Origin of the sequence: Pseudovibrio sp. POLY-S9, from assembly GCF_001431305.1 — a bacterium.
In the GTDB taxonomy this organism is placed as follows: domain Bacteria; phylum Pseudomonadota; class Alphaproteobacteria; order Rhizobiales; family Stappiaceae; genus Pseudovibrio.
On the sequence record NZ_LCWX01000122.1, the window covers coordinates 204,171 to 223,818 of the forward strand.

At 53.3% G+C, this 19,648-nt stretch carries 14 protein-coding genes; 8 read left to right on the top strand and 6 right to left on the bottom strand.

Features of this window, described 5'->3' with window-relative positions:
• On the top strand, positions 1-916 hold a 916-nt coding region (locus PPL9_RS10485; RefSeq protein ID WP_244273376.1), incomplete at its 5' end, for a VWA domain-containing protein.
• 302 nt (positions 917-1,218) lie between these two features.
• Positions 1,219-2,922 carry a DUF3011 domain-containing protein gene (locus PPL9_RS10490; RefSeq protein ID WP_208989290.1) on the top strand — a complete coding sequence of 568 codons (1,704 nt, stop codon included), beginning with the start codon at positions 1,219-1,221 and terminating at the stop codon, positions 2,920-2,922.
• A 6-nt stretch (positions 2,923-2,928) separates the two neighbouring features.
• Here PPL9_RS10490 and PPL9_RS10495 read toward each other — a convergent pair whose 3' ends face one another.
• On the bottom strand, positions 2,929-3,714 hold the full coding sequence (locus PPL9_RS10495) for a helix-turn-helix transcriptional regulator (RefSeq protein ID WP_057462639.1): 786 nt from the start codon (positions 3,712-3,714) through the stop codon (positions 2,929-2,931).
• A gap of 108 nt (positions 3,715-3,822) precedes the next feature.
• Between PPL9_RS10495 and PPL9_RS10500 the strand changes: the two genes are divergently transcribed.
• Positions 3,823-5,040: an MFS transporter gene (locus PPL9_RS10500; RefSeq protein ID WP_057462640.1), complete on the top strand. Its 1,218-nt coding sequence runs from the start codon at positions 3,823-3,825 to the stop codon at positions 5,038-5,040.
• Positions 5,041-5,111: 71 nt separating this feature from the next.
• On the opposite strand, the gene PPL9_RS10505 is transcribed toward PPL9_RS10500, so the two are convergent.
• The 3 genes from PPL9_RS10505 to PPL9_RS33200 form a co-directional block, all read right to left on the bottom strand.
• Complete coding sequence (locus tag PPL9_RS10505) at positions 5,112-5,432, bottom strand: 2Fe-2S iron-sulfur cluster-binding protein (RefSeq protein WP_008547474.1); 321 nt, start codon at positions 5,430-5,432, stop codon at positions 5,112-5,114.
• Between the two features lie 121 nt (positions 5,433-5,553).
• Positions 5,554-5,838: an Hpt domain-containing protein gene (locus PPL9_RS10510; RefSeq protein WP_057462641.1), complete on the bottom strand. Its 285-nt coding sequence runs from the start codon at positions 5,836-5,838 to the stop codon at positions 5,554-5,556.
• A 333-nt stretch (positions 5,839-6,171) separates the two neighbouring features.
• Positions 6,172-6,468, bottom strand: a complete 297-nt coding sequence (locus PPL9_RS33200) for a hypothetical protein (protein ID WP_057462642.1) — start codon at positions 6,466-6,468, stop codon at positions 6,172-6,174.
• Between the two features lie 386 nt (positions 6,469-6,854).
• Between PPL9_RS33200 and PPL9_RS10520 the strand changes: the two genes are divergently transcribed.
• Positions 6,855-14,123, top strand: coding sequence for a hypothetical protein (locus PPL9_RS10520; protein ID WP_057462643.1), 7,269 nt, complete (start codon positions 6,855-6,857; stop codon positions 14,121-14,123).
• A 240-nt stretch (positions 14,124-14,363) separates the two neighbouring features.
• Entirely contained in the window at positions 14,364-15,668 is a 1,305-nt protein-coding gene (locus tag PPL9_RS10525; RefSeq protein ID WP_057462644.1) for a cyclopropane-fatty-acyl-phospholipid synthase family protein, read from the top strand.
• Between the two features lie 42 nt (positions 15,669-15,710).
• Here PPL9_RS10525 and PPL9_RS10530 read toward each other — a convergent pair whose 3' ends face one another.
• Entirely contained in the window at positions 15,711-16,316 is a 606-nt protein-coding gene (locus tag PPL9_RS10530; RefSeq protein WP_057462645.1) for a LysE/ArgO family amino acid transporter, read from the bottom strand.
• Between the two features lie 102 nt (positions 16,317-16,418).
• Between PPL9_RS10530 and PPL9_RS10535 the strand changes: the two genes are divergently transcribed.
• From PPL9_RS10535 to PPL9_RS10545, 3 genes are all read left to right on the top strand, one after another.
• Complete coding sequence (locus tag PPL9_RS10535; RefSeq protein WP_057462646.1) at positions 16,419-17,303, top strand: LysR family transcriptional regulator ArgP; 885 nt, start codon at positions 16,419-16,421, stop codon at positions 17,301-17,303.
• Positions 17,304-17,493: 190 nt separating this feature from the next.
• Positions 17,494-18,435: a 3-hydroxyacyl-CoA dehydrogenase NAD-binding domain-containing protein gene (locus PPL9_RS10540; RefSeq protein ID WP_057462647.1), complete on the top strand. Its 942-nt coding sequence runs from the start codon at positions 17,494-17,496 to the stop codon at positions 18,433-18,435.
• A gap of 92 nt (positions 18,436-18,527) precedes the next feature.
• Positions 18,528-18,836 (top strand): cupin domain-containing protein, encoded by a 309-nt coding sequence (locus tag PPL9_RS10545; RefSeq protein ID WP_057462648.1) that lies wholly within the window; start codon positions 18,528-18,530, stop codon positions 18,834-18,836.
• 19 nt (positions 18,837-18,855) lie between these two features.
• Here PPL9_RS10545 and PPL9_RS10550 read toward each other — a convergent pair whose 3' ends face one another.
• Positions 18,856-19,647, bottom strand: coding sequence for an ABC-type transport auxiliary lipoprotein family protein (locus PPL9_RS10550; RefSeq protein WP_208989291.1), 792 nt, complete (start codon positions 19,645-19,647; stop codon positions 18,856-18,858).
• Position 19,648: the final 1 nt, after the last annotated feature.

Consider the following 19,648-nt stretch of genomic DNA (forward strand, 5'->3'; position numbering starts at 1 on the left):
GCTCACAGAAAAGCACCTTTCTGAAGAAGAGAAGAAGCTTATCGAATCCATGGGCGGCTTTGAAAAGCTCATGGAAACGCTTCAAAAACGGTTGGAAGAACAGAAAGAGCGCCATCAGGGCGGCAACAAATGGATCGGGACAGGCGGCACATCCCCATTCGGCGCGTATGGCTACAACCCTGAAGGCATTCGGATCGGACAGGATGGAAGCCGCCATCGCCGAGCAGTCAAAGTATGGGACAAGCGCGAGTTCAAGGATCTGGATGACACAGTTGAACTGGGCACCCGCAACATCAAGGTTGCCCTGAAACGCCTGCGCAAGTTCGCCAGAACCGGCGCTGCTGATGAACTGGATCTGGACAACACCATCAAATCCACGGCCCACAAAGGCCTGCTCGACATCCAAATGCGCCCTGAACGGCGCAACTCGGTCAAGGTGCTTTTATTCTTCGATATTGGCGGTTCGATGGATGATCACATCCGCGTCTGCGAGGAACTGTTCTCTGCTGCCAAAACCGAGTTCAAGGTGATGGAATACTTCTACTTCCACAATTGCCTCTATGAGTTCGTCTGGAAAAACAACCATCGCCGCCACACTGAGCGCATCAACACGATGGACGTGCTTCATAAATATCCAAGCGATTACAAAGTGATCTTTATTGGCGACGCTTCAATGAGCCCCTATGAGATCACCTATCCCGGTGGTTCAGTTGAACATTGGAACGAAGAAGCAGGAAACGTCTGGGTAAAACGCGTGACAGACCTTTATCAAAAAGCAGTCTGGCTCAATCCGGTACGGGAAAAGCACTGGGATTACACTCATTCCATCGGCATGATGAAAGAGTTGTTTGATCAGCGCATGTACCCTCTCACTCTGGAAGGCATGGATTCCGCCATGAAGGAACTTGCACGCTAGACGTGTTCCGTTTGATTAAATTCAATCAAACGACAAGAACTCGCTCCACCAAAGATGTTAGAGCGCGGCGCATGAATGCAAATGAACGCGACGAGTTCTGACAACACAGCGCATTTAACTTCCCCTTTTTGTAATTTTACAATTAGACTGCAAGTAGCATTGAGATCTAGACAGCAACCGCGCTTGGCAAAAAGCATGCTTCACACCTGTTTTGGAGAAGAAGCTGCAACACGCTTTCAGCTGGGCGCAAGCTGATTGCGTTAGGCAACAAGTGCACCAGAAGAGCTAAGAGAGGCTATGCTGTGAGCAAATCTATTTTGTGGCAACTGTTTACGAGGACATCGGCAGGCACCATCGCCTTCATTGCGCCGTTCCTTGCTGCCAATGCCAACGCAACAACTATTCCGCCGATTAACTCGCTTATTCCAGCGCTCATAATTGAAAGCTGCCTCGACAAAACCGACGCAGCATTGGATAGCCCGGAATTCATCGACTGCCTGACCAACACCCTCACCAGACAACCTGAGGGCGATAACATACATAGCAGCGATCCGACGCACAGGCCTTCAACAGCAAACCATATCGCCAACTCACCAGATCGTCTGGATGGCACCAACGTGGTTGTTTGCGCTTCTGAGAACGCTGGTTACACCAAGTGCAAGATCTCGAACGCCAACCGCAATTACGTCCAGTTGCTGCGCCAGACCTCCTCAGCGCTCTGCAAACTCAATGAAAGCTGGGGCGTCGTCCCATCGCATCTTTGGACGGATAAAGGCTGTTCTGGCATCTTTTATGTTGGCAACAAACCGTACACTCGCAAAACCGTAAACACGGTAAGCGCCAGTTCGTCTTCACTAAAGAAGCAGATCAAGTCAGCCAGCTCAGGTGGTTTGATCACCCCCATTCCGCAGCTTCCTGAATTTACGAAGGACGGATGGCGTAAATGCGCTCTCGAATTTCAGGTTTGCGAGCTGCCCTACGCAACAACCGTTCGCTTCGGCAGGCCTGGCGCATTTTACGAGAAGTCTGCGAAAGGTGATGTTCATTGCCGGACCGATTTCTTCGGAGACCCAGATCCTGCCGCAAGAAAAGCATGTTATTACAAGCTGAAGCGGGATAGCACATCTCCACAGGCAGCGCCTCCAACGCAAGTTGTGACACAAGACTTACCACCGTTGGAAAACAGCCAGATTGCACCGGAAGATGATCTGGCAATCAATGTGGCCGAACCACTCTGGAAGGCCCGCCGCGCCTGCTCCACACTGGGCAGCAAGATCATCGCAACCAAGAATTCCCTGTCAGAATTGCCGCCGGTCTATTTGGGCCTCGGCACCTTCACCAATCAACAAATGAACCAGAAACCGGTACTGGTACGGACAGGGGACAAACTCGCTGGTCGCGGCGTTTACCAAAGCCAGGGCATGTACGTGCCCTTCAACTTTTCCTGCGCGCTCAACAGCAACGGAACAGCCGCCCAACATTTTGTTTTCCATGAGCAAAACACAGACCTCATAACACAGGACCTTCTGCCAAACCCTGACAAGTTCCTTCAGGAAAAAGCTCCATTGAATGGATTTGACGGTCCCTATGTTTGGGTGTCTGGCCTTCCAACAGGTGCAGGCGACAAGAGCGCAGTTTTGGTTCATGGCGTACCTGAAACAGACGATACCGACTTTTACGCCCGCTGCCTGGCTGGAAGCGGTGATATCGAGATCTTGTTTCAGTCAACCGTCCCTGCTTTGCAGGAAGGCGATAGTATCCTGATTTCGCTAAGCACAAGACGGTTCAAGGAAAGCTATGTTGGCGTCGGCAGTTCGTTGAATCAGGAAGCCGGTGTTTCCCTACCACTCCTCACTTTGAGCAATGGCTCTTCACTTTGGAACCGAATGGTGCGAGACAACGAACTGAAGATCAATCTGGGCGGCTATGCTATCTACAACGTAAGCCTCAAAGGCAGCGCTAAGCACGTTCGCAACTTCATCAGCGCATGCAGCGCCAGCAAATAACCTAGGCTACGCAGTCTTGAAGTATTTGCCCGGCGTCGTGCCAAAGGCTTTGCGGAACTGAGAAATAAACGGACTTGGCCCTTCATAGCCAAGTTTGAAAGCCACATCACCCACACTTCGGCCTGCTGAGAGCAGCTCCAAAGCACGAAACAGCTTGGCCTGCCCACACCATTTGCGATAACTCCAGCCCGTCTCATCAAAGAACCGCCGCTCAAACGTGCGCTGGGACATAAGCGTCCGCTCCGCAGCATCCGCAAGGCTCGGCAGGTGCGCAGGGCATGACAGGATAGACTGGCAAAGCTCTTTCAAAAGCACGTGGTTGACTGGCATCGGCAATTGCAGCGGCGCATCTGGTAAACTCTTCAATTGATCAACAATCACCTGCGCAATCCGCGCTGTCGCCCCATCAAGCGCATAGTCCCGGGGCGCTGCCATAATCTCCTGTATCAGCTCGCGTAAGAGCGGCGTCACTTGCACCACAACAGGCTTATCGGAAAGCCGCTCAGACCAGTCCTCTCGCAGATACAGGCTCCGAAACTGTGTTTTGATCGGATAGACAGTCCGATGCATCATACCTCCGGGAACCCAGACTGCACGCTCTGGCGGTACAACAAATGTCCCCTCCTCAGTAAACACAGTCGTGGACCCTTGCATAATGTGAACCAGTTGCCCGCGTGAGTGTGCATGCGGCTCCCCTTGCCCTCCAATGGGCATATCTACCGCATAAGCAACAATGGGTTGCGGACGATCCACCTCATGTGGGTCCGCAAAAACATCAGCATGAATGGGCATCAAACACCTCTTGGCGACTTCAAGACATTTTTTGGCAAACTAGTGCTATCACGTAAACAAACTTTTCGCTTACTTAATTGCAAAACTCATTTCTAAGAACGAAGCACCATGTTGAATATCATTAAAGACATCAGAGCCGACTGGCGCTCCCCCTTTGCCTTTTTATTGATTCTCACCGTCGCCTCACAGCTCTCATTCTCAGTGTGGTGGAACCTCCTCAATAACTTTGCAGTCCACACACTCGATTTTACCGGACAGGAAATTGGCAATCAGCAGTCCATCCGTGAAATCCCCGGCCTGCTGGCATTCACTGTCATTTTCATGCTGTTGATCTTCAAAGAACAAACGTTCACGTTGATCTCTTTGGGTCTGATGGGCTTTGGCATTGCAATCACCGGGTACTTCCCATCCGCGATTGGCTTTTACGCCACCACCCTCATCATGTCTTTTGGCTTCCACTATTACGAAACACTCAAGCAGTCTCTTTCGCTGCAATGGTTGCCCAAAAAGAACGCCCCTGCGCTGCTCGGGCAGATTATCGCCGTCGCTTCACTGGTCTCCTTGTGTGTTTACGGCACCATCATGATCAGCTGGAAAGCATTTAACTTATCCTATGAGCAAGTGTTCTTGTGGGCAGGGATTGCAGGCATGGCCCTGACACTCTTTGCCGCCTTTGCCTTCCCAAAGTACAAAGCACACGTGAAGCAGCATAAAAAGCTAATCCTGCGCAAACGCTACTGGCTGTACTATGCCCTCACATTCATGAGTGGTGCCCGCCGTCAAATCTTTACAGTCTTTGCAGGCTTCCTGATGGTCGAACGCTTTGGTTACGAAGTACATGAGGTTGCTGCTCTGTTTTTCATCAATGGTGCAATCAACATGTTCCTAGCTCCAAAGATCGGCGCCTTCATCGGTCGGGTTGGAGAGCGGACCGCGCTGACTTGCGAATATGTCGGTTTGATCATCGTCTTCCTGTCCTACGCTCTCGTCACCAACGTGTACGTGGCTGGCGCCCTTTACGTGATCGATCATGCTTTCTTCGCCATGGCCATCGCGATGAAGACCTACTTCCAGAAGATCGCAGACCCAGCAGACATCGCACCAACATCAGCGGTAGACTTCACGATCAACCACATCGCTGCAGTGGGTATCCCGGTGGTCTTCGGCACGATCTGGCTCTTCTCCCCTGCACTGGTGTTCATCGCAGGCGCATCCATGGCTGCCGTCAGCCTGATCTTGAGCCGCATGATCCCGCGCAATCCAGAGCCTGGTATGGAAACTGTTTGGGTCCCGGCCCGTCAGCCGCAAGCCGTCGGCGCTGAGTAAGCATCCCATTACCCAACAAAAAAGGCTGGCCCAATCGGACCAGCCTTTTTTCATTCAAGCTCTGCAGCTGCTTAGCTCTGGCTCTCTGGAATGTGAACCACAAGACCATCCATTTCGTCAGTCACACGGATCTGACAGGAAAGGCGAGACGTGTCACGAACGTCCTGAGCAAAGTCGAGCATATCTTCTTCCATAGGCTCTGGTTCACCAGTCTTGTCATTCCAAGCTGGGTCCACGTACACGTGACAGGTCGCGCAAGCGCAGGCACCACCACATTCCGCTTCAATTCCAGGAACCATGTTCTTAATCGCGTTCTCCATAACGGTAGAACCGGCAGCAGCATCCACCTCATGGCTTTCACCTGATGAGGTGATGAAAGTAATCTTTGGCATATTTAAAGTCGTCCCGACCCTGATTGGCTTATTCTGTTGTCTTCAGATACATGCAGGCGCCCAGCTATTCAAGAACTTCTGGACCAGACCTTATGGTCAAACCCGCGCAGCCAATCTCGCATTACAAATTCTGCAGCTTTGAAAGATCCGCAGACACCTCCGTAAGGCAAGTCTCAACAGTCACCAGCAATGGTACAACTCCGCTCGCAGCTTCCTGCTCAGCTTGCTCCAGCGCCTCCCCAAGCGCAAACGCACCAACACCGCGCGCAGAGCCTTTAAAGCGATGCAGCAAGGCACGAAGGGCTTCTGTTCCCATTGCCTCGTGCAATCCCCGACGGAACTCTTCTATCTGGTGAGCAAACATCTCCAGGATCTGACCTTGCAAATCCGGGTCATCAAACGTCACAGAAGAGAAGTGATCCCTACATATAGCACTTGTAGTTTTATGTAGTTCCATAGCCAAGTTTACGTTAGGCCTCCAAACACAGCCAAGTGACTCAAAGTTATCGCGATATTCGGAAAGTTGATTCGCTTGAGTGACTCAAACCCTGCCACCACCAAGACTCTGCAGTGACTCTACCCCTCATTTCCCATAGGCAACGGAATCTAGCCCCCAAAAGAAAACACAGGTTTTTATTTCATGGTTAACAAGATCCTACCGCCCAGATTCAAATCTAGACTCGTGACCCCGTCACCGGCTCTCACTGCCATTACACGTTAAAATTGACAAGACGCTCTGTTAAAGATGGTTAACAAGATTTTTCGAATTACCATCACGCTCCAGCATCGCACGTCCCGTATCGGTCAGCTTACAAACGAGCCAATCAGGCTTCAACGGGTTGGAAAACCAAGGCTCCGCCCACCCTGCTGCAATACACGCCCGCACAGTTGCAGCTGGCACTTGTCGACCGCTCTCATCGAACAGCGGTAACTTTCCACCTGCTTCGTTAAGACCTCGCCTTAACCATTTGAGTTGTGTGGGACTCGGACGATTGGAACCTTTAGAACTGACTGGAGAATTTTCGCGATTAGTCATAGTGAGTTCCCCCCAAAATTGCTGCCTGTGACTTATCGTAGGGCACCTAAAAATCCCGGCAACTTCTGTTGTACAGTCCACCGGATTGTGCCATTAGGTTAAGGGTAGCTGCAAGGTGGGGAAATCTAAATCTTAAGGTACCGTTAACATTAACGGTCCGCTTTGATTCTGAAAACTCCCTGTTTTTGGCCCTAGAAGTTCGACGGTGCTCTCAATTCAGAGCTGTTGGATTGCATGGGGCCAAACCTATTGTTGTCTGAAATGCGTTCTTGTTTGGGAGGAATGTATTTCGCGTAGGACGGACACCTTGTGGTGACGGCGCCGGCACAAAAGGCGAAAAATGTGCTGACGACCGGCAAGTAGAGAGTACGGACGCGAGGCGAGATATGGCGAACACCCCGAAGGCGAAAGCTCCATCGGAAGTGGCTCTGTCAGCGGTAGAAGAAGCCCTTCAGGCTGATTTTGGCGCTCCACAAGAGCCTATTTTATCCAGTGAACAGGAGAGCACCACTGCGGAACCCCCGCAAATGTCTGCTAGCCCTGCAACGGAGTCTGTAACAACAGCTCCTTCCTCTGATAAAAAACTGGCTCAGCTTGTAGAAGAAAATCAGGCACCGAGACAGGTTCGCAAACGTGGCCGTGGTGGCCGCCCGCCCACAGCAAGCAATGATGACCGCCAGTCCATTGGCTCACTGATGTTTGCTCTGCAGCGCAAGCCGTCTGCAGCTCCGTTCTGGTTCGCATTTGCAGTCTCCGTTGTCTGGGCCAGCCTTGGCTTGGCGATGTCCTGGGGCTCATTCGCTGCTCAGCTTGAAAAATCATCCTCCTTCTCAGGCGTATTTGAAAACCCGACGCTGGTTCTCATTTCCGTCTTTATTGTTGTTCCAATCGCATTTGTCTGGGTTATGGCTCTCCTGTTCTGGCGAGCACAGGAAATGCGCAATGTCGCACGGGGCATGACGGAAGTTGCTCTTCGTCTTGCTGAGCCTGAAGATGTTGCAAAAGAAAGCATCCTGAACGTTGGTCAGGCAATCCGCCGCGAAGCTGCCGCCATGGGCGATGGCATTGAACGCGCGATTGCACGTGCCAGCGAGCTGGAAGTTCTCATTCATAAGGAAGTCTCGTCCCTTGAGAACTCTTATAATGACAACGAACTGAAAATTCGCCGTCTGGTGGAAGAACTTGTCAGCCAGCGTGAAGCCATTCAGGCAAACGCAGAGCTGGTCCGTGAAACCATCTCCGGCTCCCACGAAAATCTTGCATCACAGCTCGCGAACACATCAGAGGAATTCGCCTCCTCTGTTGATCGTGCCCGGGAACGCCTAACCGGTTCGATCGACGCTACGCTTGAGCAGATGACAAGCAAGATCGAAAATCGCGTCACAGAAGCAACCGACAGCTTCACTGAAGCTGGCAGCGAAATGGTCTCCTCGCTGACCGTTCGCTCCGATGATTATGTCGAGCGCCTCACTTCTACCGGCTCTGAGCTGGTTGAAACACTCTCCGACACCGGCTCCAAGCTCTCTGAAACACTTCACGAGCGCGGATCTTCTATCAATGAAGAGTTCTCCTCTACTGCAAACTCCTTCATTGATAACCTGACCGAGCGCGGTACAGACCTCAACACCCGTCTTTCTGAAACCTCAGAAGCACTCGTTGACAATCTGGCAAGCCGCAGCGATGAAATCACTGCATCCCTGTCCTCCACCGGAACTGAAATTGTTGAGGGTCTTTCCACTCGCGGCAATGAAATCAGCGACCTGTTGGCAGAACGCGGCGACGCTCTGAACGCAACACTCGGCGCTGCTGGCGCAGAACTGTCTGCAACCATCACAGACCAGACAGAAGCCATGAAAGGCGTTCTGCAGGCTCAGGGCACTGAGCTGACTGCCTCTATCGAAGAGACCGTCTCTTCTGTGACCGCACAGTTTGTTGGCGCAAGCTCTGACCTGACACAAACTCTGGTAACCACATCCGGTGAAGTTGTTGGCCAGATCAGTGCAGCAAACACAGAACTCAACTCCACACTGACCAACGGTCTGTCCGAGTTTACATCCAGCGTTTCTGAAACCAGCGGCGAGCTGGCACAGACACTGGTGATCACCACATCAACCGTTACCGAGCAGCTAACCGAAGCAAATGCGTCCCTCACCGATACGCTCAATGTTTCCGTTCAGTCCATCAGCTCTGCTGCTGAGGGTGCAAGCTCGCAGATTGGTGCTGTTCTTTCAAACGGCGTTACAGAGTTGAGCACAAGCGTCACAAGCGCAAGCTCCGAACTCTCGCAAGCTCTGGCAACAACAACCTCCACTGTGACCGATCAGATCAACAGTGCGAACGACACCCTGACAGAAACAATGAACCTTGGCGTTGTTTCCATTAACCAGAGTGTCGAGACCGCAGGTTCCGAGCTGACAACGACACTTCTCACCGCTTCCAGCGAAGTCACTGAGAAGATCACCACAGCAAACGACAACCTGACTGAGACCTTGAAGGGTGGCATCGATACCATCACCCGTACAGTGGATGGCGTTAGCGGCGAACTCTCCCAGTCTCTGGACAGCGGCGTTGAGCTTCTGTCTCAAACGGTTAGCAACACAACCTCTGTTATGGCAGAGACAATGGAAAGCGGCGTAGCTAATCTCAACGAGAGTGTTTACGGCGTATCCGCACAGCTGACAGAAACACTGGACACCAGCGCATCCAACTTCACAGCATCTGTATCCGGCGCGACCGCCAACATCACAGAAGCTCTGGAAGATGGCGTCTCCAGTCTCAGCACCACTGTTTCTGGTGCAAAAGAGCATATCTCCGAGGCTTTGGAAGGCGGCGTTGTCACACTCAGCGAAACCGTCAATGCTGCTGGTTCCCAGATCTCTACGATTATGGACAGCGGTGTGGGCAGCCTGACCGACTCGGTCAAAACTGCAGACACAATCATTTCCGAAACGCTGAACACAGGCGTCGGCAACCTCAGTGAAACCGTCAATGCAGCAAGCTCCCAGATCTCAACGATCATGGACAGCGGTGTGGGCAGCCTGACCGACTCGGTCAAAACTGCAAACACGATCATTTCCGAAACGCTGGATACAGGCGTCGGCAGCCTCAACGAAACCGTCAACTCCGCAAGCACACAAATCTCAACGCTTATGGAGACCGGCGTTGGCAGCTTGAACGAGACTGTAAACACTGCCAATACTCAGCTGACAGATACGCTGAACTTGACAGTCACAACAGTTTCCGACCAGTTCGGCAGCGCAAACGCGCAGCTGCATGAAACGCTCGAAACCTCTATCTCTGGCATCACCAATCACTTCACCTCCGCAAGCACACGTCTTTCCGACGAGATCCTTACCCGTGGTGAAGAAATCAACGCCAACCTGTCTCTTACAAGTGGCCGCCTGATCGATACGATCACAGGCCGCACCGAAGAGATGATGGGTGTTGTTGATGAGCGTGTGACTAATCTGGACACTGCCCTGCGCTCAACCGGCGAACAGGCAGCAGAAGGCATTGCAAACCGTGGTCGCGAGATCAACGAAGCAATCGCCGTTCAGTGCACCGACTTCATCGACACACTGTCCCACCGCTCCACTGAGGTTTCCGAAGTGTTGCGCGGCGCTGGTGAAAGCATCATTGCGGATCTGTCTCTGCGTGGTGGTGACATCGCAACCCGTCTGGATGACACGGCAAACACACTCGGCACAACCATCACAGTTAGCGGCGGCGAGCTGGCTGACCGTCTTGGCAACGTCAGCACTCAGATCTATGAGAGCATCACCATCAACGGTGCTGAGCTGGATCAGCGTCTGGCAGAGCGCGGTGCAGAAGTTGCTGACACCATCAGCAAACAGACATCCGCCTTCAAGACCGCTCTTGAAAGCACAACAACTGACATCACCGGCGCACTTGGCCTGCGCACTGAGGAACTGGCTGACAAACTGGCTGACACCGGTACACAGCTGGCATACCTCATCGGCTCTCGTGGTGAGCGCGTAACAGCTGATCTAACCGAAATCGGCGATCGCATTACCGAAACCCTCGACATCCGTGGCCGTGCATTGAACGATGGCCTGGCAAGCAAACTGGCAGAACTGGAACAGGTTGTTACCGAAAGCGGTTCCGATCTTGTTCAGTCCCTCGATTTGCGCAGTCAGAACATCGGCGAATCCTTCGACAACCGCATCGAGACACTCGACGCGAAACTCGAAGAACGCACCAGCACCTTCGAACAGAGCTTCGACACACGCGCAGCAGCCCTCACCGAGACCATCGAAAGCCGCACCACCAAGCTGGCAGACGCGGTCGAACAGGGCACTGGCATCATCGCAAGCACTCTGGAAGAGAAAACCCAATCCATCTCCAGGATCCTCGAAGATCGTACCGACATCATTGCGGTCAATCTCTCCGAGCGAGTGGAACAGGTTGGCGTCTCTCTCTCCAACCGTGCAGAGAAGATTGGCGAAATCCTCGCTCAGCGTTCCGAAGCTATCGAAGAGACAATCTCTACAAGCCTGTCCACCTTCGATCAGGCCGTCGGCGACAAAGTCGAAGCAGCTGCAACTGTTATCTCTGACCGTGCAGAACACCTTGCAGACTCTCTGTCCACCGGCACAGAGCGCATCGATCAGGCTCTGGACGCACGCGCCAAGCAGATCTCTGAAACTCTGGTCAGCCGCACCCGCGAGATTGCCAAGGCATTCCACGACGGTCAGACCGAGATCAACGAAGCGCTCGACAGCCGTCTGGAAGAAGCTGGCAGCATCATCGTTCAGCAGTCCAAGAACCTCACCGACGCTCTGTCCGAGCAGGTCGCAGAGATCAACGTTTCTCTTGGCTCCAAAGTGTTCGAAGTTGCAGAAACACTCGACACCCGCTCCAAAGCTCTCGAAACGATCCTCAACGATCGCCTCGAAGCAATCTCCTCCACCATGGGAGACGAGAGCGAGAAGGCAGCAACCACGCTTACAAGTGCAATGGCAGAGGCAACCTCTTCCCTTGGCTCCGAAAGCACCCGTGTTCGCGACCTTATCCTCGAAGTCGTTGGTCAGGCATCCGATCGTCTTGCTCAGGAACGTGACCTCACAACCGAGAAGGTTGTCAGCAGCGTAGAGCAACTCTCCGGCACACTGAGCAAAGAAGGCGAGCGTCTGCAGGAAATCGTTTCCAACTCCATCGGCGAAGCCCGCAACTCTCTGGAAGGCGAAGGCGAGAAAGCAGCAGCAGCTGTTTCCGATGCCATGGCAACCGTCCGCGGTACGCTCACCAAGGAAGGTGACGAAGTCGCACAGCGCGTTCTCAGCACTGTGGCTCAGGCAGCTAACGCTATGGCCGTGGAAAGCGAAAATGCCCGCGCCATGTACACCGCAACCCTGGCTGAAATGTCTGGCGCCCTCACCGGCGAAAGCGACAAGGTCCGTGGTGATCTGTCCCAGACTATCGAGCTGGTAACTGGCCGCCTCTCCGCAGAAAGCGAACGCTCCAAGACGATCCTCGCAGAATCTGCAGAAGACGTCCGCAAGCTTCTGGCTGGCGAAACCGACGAAGTTCGTGCTCGCGTCTTCACCACCATCGAAGAAGCAGCAGGCACTCTGTCCACCCGCGTCAAGTCCGTGGCAGACGAGCTGCTGGTTAAAGCCGAGAACCTCAACGTTGCCTTCGGCAGCCGCTCTGCTGAGCTTTCAGAGATCATCGGTAAGGACGGCAGCGAGTTAATCACTGCCATCGAAAACCGTGCTCATGACCTCACCACACGCGTCAACGAAGTCCAGAACGCAATTCTGGATGCGGTTGCCGTGAAGGGCCGTGAAGTCTCTGACCGCTTTGCACAGAACGGTCTGCAGGCAACGCGCGATTTGGTTGAAGCTGGCGACAAGATCGTGACTGCAATCGATGAGCGCAGCAACATCGCAACAACCCGTCTGGACGACAGCCGCGAGCGTATGCAGGCCGACATGAACGTCCTGCTCAACGCAGTCTCCACAAAGGGTCAGGAAGTTGCAGAGACCGTCACCCGTCAGGGCGCAGTCGCAACCGACGCTTTGGCACAAACCATCGACGGCATCGGCAACACCATCGAAGATCGCACCCGGATGGCTGTGAACGTGATGACAGGTACCAAAGAGCGTCTGGAAACAGATGTCTCCGAAATCCTGACGCGCCTCAACGCATCCAACGGAAGCCTTCGCCAGATCCTTGCATCCGCAAGCGAGAACCTGTCTGAAGTTGAAACCAACCTCGCAAACCGTGCAGGTGAGTTCAGAACCGCGATCGACCGTGCTGTTACCGAGACTGAAGCAGCAAACGCCACCATCGAGAACCAGGTCGGCCAGCTCCGCAACACAACACATACTGTGCTTGCAGACGCTGCGAAGATCGCGGGCCGCATGGAAGATCAGAACCAGCTTCTCGGTCAGGCCATCGCGGATCTGGAAGCAACCAACACCCATGTTGACAGTCGCTTCACAGATCGCCGCATGGCAATCGAAATGGTTGCAGACACGCTGATCAAGAAAACCTCTGATGTTGAAGTGCTCATGGCGAACTACACCAACACCCTTGGTGACACGCTTGAAGTTGCTGACGACAAGGCTCGCGAAGTTTCTGGCATGCTCCGTGCTGCTGCTGAAGCTGCGACCAAGTCTGTAACTGAGCAGTTCGAAAGCATGCGCATGACCGCTGGTATGGAAGGTCAGAAGGCACGTGACGCAGTTAAAGCTGCCCACGATGATATCCTTTATGACATGAAGTCCACCGTCACTGAAGCATCCGAGCGCTTTACCGATGCAACATCCCGCATGCGTGAAGTTGCCCGTTCAGTGCACCATGAGCTGGAAGCAACCCGCTCTGAACTGAATGCAGGTATTCTGGCTCTGCCGGATGAAGCAGAAGCATCCACCTCTGCACTGCGTCGCATCGTGAGCGAACAGGTGAAGGCACTGGAGGAACTCTCCACAATCGTGTCCCGCCAGTCCTCTCAGTTCGATGTATCCACGCCAGCTGAACCGGCACGTGCAGTCAATGCAGCTCCGGCAGCAGTGGCAGCGACCAGCCAGTACGCAACAGCTGAAGCGCCAACACTGCAGCAAGTTGCAGCCACCGGCGCAAAGCCAGCACGTATGGCGCCAAGCCCTCGCCGCATGGAAGCACCAGCTCCACGCGCAAAGCGTCCTCAGCCAGCACCAGCGGCTGCACCGCAGGGAAACGGCACATCCAAGGGCTGGATCAGCGACCTGCTCCGCCGCGCTTCAGACGATGAAGACACAATGGGCGGACATCCGCGTGACACGGCAAACGCACGCACCCCGCAGCACATGGTTGAATCCCTTAACTCCCTGAGCATGGACATTGCTCGTGCAGTTGATCATGAAACCTTTGTGGATCTGTGGGAGCGGTACAAGCGTGGCGAACGTGATGTCTTCACCCGTCGCCTGTACACCCTGCAAGGTCAGCAGACTTTCGACGAGATCCGCCAGAAATATGGCCGCGATCCTGAGTTCCGCAGCGCAGTTGAGCGTTACATTCAGGACTTCGAGCAACTTCTGTCCCAGGTCTCCAGAAGCGACAGCGACAATCAGCTCGGTCAGACTTACCTGACCTCTGATACCGGCAAGGTTTACACCATGCTTGCTCACGCAAGTGGCCGCTTCGACTAAGCACTGCAGACATTCAAACTCAAAAAAGGCTCCTGATATTTTCAGGAGCCTTTTTTGTTGATTCAGCACAACTACACCAGCCACCCTACCTACTGCCTTAGTGCATTGCTTCTCAGTCCTCTCAGATTTTTTGATCTTCGACCCCAATACTCTCTCATTCGCATCCTACAACTCGGGGATGTTTGATTCTCTGAGTTAGCGATAGGGTGTGCTTCACAAGAGCAAAGGCGGATAAGAGCAATGCAGGCAACGTGGCGGCTAAATTCCTTAAAAAACGCATTGGAACACATCCATTCAACAATGCAGCTGAAGTTTGGGTTCCGGTTGTGGGATGGCACACATGTTCCCGCCAATCCGCCCACCGCGATTATTGCAATCAATGATCCCGGTGTGATCTCGGCCCTTATGCGCCGCCCTAAGATTGAGACACTCGTCGATGCATGGGTGCAAAAGCGGATCGATATCGAAGGGGTCAACCTCTTCGAAATGGCAGAACTGCGACCAGCTGGAAAAGTCAGAAAACTGGCTAAAAAACTGAACCGTCGTCTTCTCGTAAAAGCTGCTCTCCCCTTCCTTTTCGCCCCCTCAAAACAGCGGACAAGCTCAGATATAAAAGGGGAAGGTGCCCGCGATGGCAGCGAGACCTCCAATAAACGTAACATCGCTCACCACTATGATGTCTCAAATGAGTTCTACGCGTTATTCCTTGATGAACAAATGCTCTACACCTGCGCCTACTTCACGAAGGCCGAAAACACACTGGATCAGGCACAGCGCGACAAACTAGATATGATCTGTCGGAAGTTGCGGTTGGAACCGGGAGACCGCCTATTGGACATTGGGTGTGGTTGGGGCGCTCTCATTTGCCATGCAGCAGAACACTACGGCGTCACCGCCAAAGGCGTGACACTCTCTGAGCAGCAAGTCCTGCTGGGCCGCAAAACCACTGCGGAACGAGGCTTGGAAGACCGTGTCTCAATCGAACTGCAGGACTTCTCCAAGCTCTCTGGCACTTTCACGAAAATCTCGTCCATCGGTATGTTTGAGCATGTCGGCCTTGCCAATCATGAAAGATACTTCCAAGCCGTCAAGCGTCTGCTGGAGCCACGCGGAATTTACCTTCACCATGCCATAACAAGGCCGGGCAAGCGCACAGAGAAGAAGTTCAGGAAGAAGCCCGCCGAATACAAAGCACTGATCCGCTACATATTTCCCGGTGGAGAGCTCGACCACATCGGCATGAGCCTCCGCAACCTCGAGGCCACAGGCTTTGAAGTGCACGATGTGGAAGGCTGGCGGGAACATTACGCTTACACCACATCCCACTGGGCAACACGGCTTATGTCACGCAAGGAGGAGGCGATCGCTCTGGTTGGAGAAGAAACCTTCAGAATGTGGGCACTGTATCTGGCAGGCGTCTCACTGGCATTTGAACGCGGTTCCGCACAAATCTTCCAGACAGTCGCAACCCGAAAAACAAAAAGCTTCTCCGGAATGCCTCTGACACGAGCCTCCCTGTACAAACGAGAGAATGAGACCTGTTAGCGATCAGATGCCCTATGAACTCGTCAGAAGCGGTTGCGGCAATCAGCTCACCAGAGCAAAAGCAATGGCCCACATGACAACAGCGATGACACCATCAAGAACCCGCCAGGAGGCGGGATTTGCAAATATTGGTCTCAGCAAACGGGCGCCATATCCCAGGGAGAAGAAGAACACGAAGGACGCCACGACAGCCCCCATGCCGAAAATGTACTCAGCACCTTCATGGCGACTGGCAACAGACCCGACAAGCAGCACCGTATCCAGATAGACATGCGGGTTCAAAAACGTAAGCGACAACACCACAACAAGAGTGCCAACAATCCCTGCCGTTTTGCCCTCATCCGGACTGAGAGCCGCCCCTCCTCTGATTGCGGACAAAGCGCTGCGAGCACCGTAGAGAACCAGAAAACCAGCCCCGCCATACCGTAAAAATGGCTCCAACTCGGGGATTGTTGCGGATATTGCCGCGAGGCTGGATATTCCAACCGTAATCAGGAAAGCATCACTGACTGCACATGTGATGCAGGTCAGGAAAACATGCTCTCCTCGCAGGCCTTGCCTCAGCACAAAAGCGTTTTGCGAGCCAATTGCGAAGATCAAACTAAGGCCAAGAGAAAAGCCGGAAAAGGCAACTGATAAGACTGACATTGGGTTTCCTAAGAGAGGAATTGGGAACTCATTGCCAACTTGACTATCTCGCCCTTCACCATTAGTGAAATTCAAATACCTTCTTCTACATTAGAGATTCTAATGGATTTTGACCGAGCACAACTGGCCGCATTCGCTTCAATCCTCACCACTGGTACATTTGAGAGAGCCGCACAACACCTCGGCATCACACAATCCGCAGTATCTCAGCGCCTGAAGACCCTTGAAGAGAAGCTTGGTTGCGTCCTCGTAATACGAGGCACGCCATGTGTCACCACCGCTCAAGGGGAAGCGTTGCTTCGACACGCCAACGAAGTTGCTTTGCTGGAGAAACAGGTCAAAGAGGAAATCGGCTTTTCAAGTGAGGCTAGCAACCTGACCAGCCTCCAGATAGCAGTCAACGCAGACAGCCTTGCCACGTGGTTCATTGATGCACTCGCACAGGTGGATGGTTTTCTGTTCGACCTGAAGATTGACGATCAAGACCACAGCGCAAACTGGTTGCGACGCGGAGAAGTTCAGGCCGCTGTCAGCGCGGAACCTACCCCCATACGCGGATGTGATTGCTTTCCTTTGGGCGCTCTGCGTTACCGGGCAACAGCAAGTCCGGCTTTCGTCAAGCAATGGTTCCCGAAAGGCGTCACCCTTGATGCACTGAAGCTCGCACCTGCGCTCACCTACAACATCAAAGATACGCTACAGACAGAATGGTTGCGCGCAGTATTTGGAGAGAGCATTTTCCCAAACACCCATTGGCTCCCAAGCCCTCAGGCGTTTATCGACGCCACAGTCAATCACATCGGTTGGGGCATGAACCCAAGTATTCTGGTCGATCCACTCATTGAGCAAGGGAAGCTGGTTAAGCTGATCCCAGACATGCCATACGACACAAAACTTTTCTGGCATACAAGCCGGGCAACAGCCCACACAATAGCTCCCCTCACAACAGCCATACGCCAGGCAGCAAGATCAGCACTGGCAGACTAAGGCCAGATGTGAGTAGCTGAACAAGCATCTCTGTTTTCCAGAGCACGACACATACGCCTTGGTACAAATTACTAAATTGACCTAGAAATCAACATCATAGTAGTTCTCCTTACCTGCGCCAGTATATCGGGCACACCTCCGCATCGAACTGAGCAGCTCCTTCTCATCGGGCAACGCAAGGAATGCTGACATGAACCACCCAAACATCGCAATTCTCGGGGCCGGAACAATCGGAATGAGTTGGGCAGCACTGTTTGCAGCCACGGGTCGGCATGTCACGGTTTATGATCCCTCACCAGAGACAGAAGACCGGGTGACCACTCTGGTGAAAAATGCCGCAGAAACGCTTGCTGCACTAGGATGGCAACATGCCGGTGACACTTCAAAATTGCAATTTACAAATGACCCTGTGGCAGCAGTATCAGATGCGGACTTCATTCAGGAGAGCGTGCCTGAACGGCTGGAGATTAAACATGGGCTCTACCAACAGATCGAACCACACCTGAAACCAGAAGTCATCATTGGCAGTTCAACCTCCGGCTTAAAACTCTCGGAGATGCAGGCTGGATTTAACAACCCAGGCCGTTTCATCTTGGCCCATCCGTTCAATCCACCACATCTCATCCCATTGGTAGAGTTGATGGACAACGAGAAAACGGATACTGGCGTGCTCCAATCGGCAAAAGACTTTTACGAAAGCATCGGTAAAGTCTGCGTACGCCTCAACAAAGAAGTTCCCGGGCACATTGCAAACCGGCTACAGGCAGCAATCTGGCGCGAGACTATTCACCTGGCGATGGAAGGTGTCGCTAGCGTCGAGGATATCGACAAGGCCGTTGCTTACGGCCCCGGCCTCCGTTGGGCCGCTATGGGTCCAAACACACTCTTGCATCTAGGCGGCAGTGAAGGCGGTATCCGTTCGTTTTGTGATCACCTTGGCGGTCCTTTCCAAAGCTGGTGGGACGATCTAGGCGCTCCAAGGATCACACCAGAGGTGGTGGATACACTGGAAGACGGTGTGAAGGCCTCATTGGAAAACACATCCATGCAGGAACTGGCAAAGCGCCGAGATGATCTCGTTCTGAAATATGTATTGTCAGGGCGAACCAAGAAAGAGAAAAGCCCGGCCTAAACTGAGCTGACATCCAGCCCATCAAGCGCTGGTCCTATGTTCTCTTCCAACCCGTCCCTACCATGAGCACATGCACAACAAAGGAGAGTGCAATGTGCGCATCAACGGGCTCGGCAAAACCGACAGTTCTGATCGAGAATGAACGCGTAAAAGTCACCGAATGGCGGTTCAAACAACGCGGAGATCACACGGGCTGGCATCGCCACGCCTACGACTACATCGTTGTCCCGCTCTTTGATGGCGCTCTGGAAATCAATTTAGGCAATGGGGAAACAATGGAAGCCGCTATGCAAAACGGAGTTCCATACTTCAAAGAGATTGGCATAGAGCACGACGTCATCAACGCCAACAACTTCGAATGCGCATTCGTCGAAATTGAACTGCTTGAAGCGCGTCGGTAAACGACGGATTTGAACCCGCCTACTTCGCCGTCCCTGCGACCTCGATCGCAGCTGGTGCAACAGCAGCGACCTGTCGTTTGCCTGCATCCTGTTGGCTGTTCAGTGCGGCGCGTTTGGCAGCGGCCTTTGCGCGGGGGATGCGACCGACAGTATTGATAGACCAGCTGGTGATCTGGGCGAGCACATTGTCTGAGGCAGCATTAAGTGCCGGAATTGCATCAGTGACAGTATCACCGGTTGTTGGCACACTCGCCGCAAACACACGCATGCCGATGGAACGGCCATCCCGGTCATCCACGATACGTGCAGCCACTTCCACATAGGCTTTGTCACCACCGTCCACCTGCAGCTCAAAAGCTCGCAAAGTGGTTTGCAGCTGGTAATCGATCAACAACCCCTGCCCCGGTTGCGAAACCCCACGCAGCTTGCCGGTGTTCTCCAGCGTCTCAACGAGCTTCGCCTGAAAGACGCGCGGCAGTGTGTCTGTCCATGCCACCTTCGGGAAGTAGGAGTAAATTGGGCCACCGCCCTGTGTCACAGCAATATTGCTCGTATCCAATGCCTGAAGAGCAACAGGTGTCGCCACAAGCATTTGATAATCAGAGGCACGGACTTTAACAGGAACATCGCGCGGCGCAGTCAAGCCATACAAAGCTTCAGGGCCACTTGCCCCACACCCTGCAAGACCACCCAGCAGAACGGCACCAACAACGATTTTTTTAAGTGTCGAACCGAACACGCCGAGCTCCAGCCTACTGCCATTAGCCACTCGCACGTTTTCGAGTCGCTTATCTACATTTTTGTCAAACATT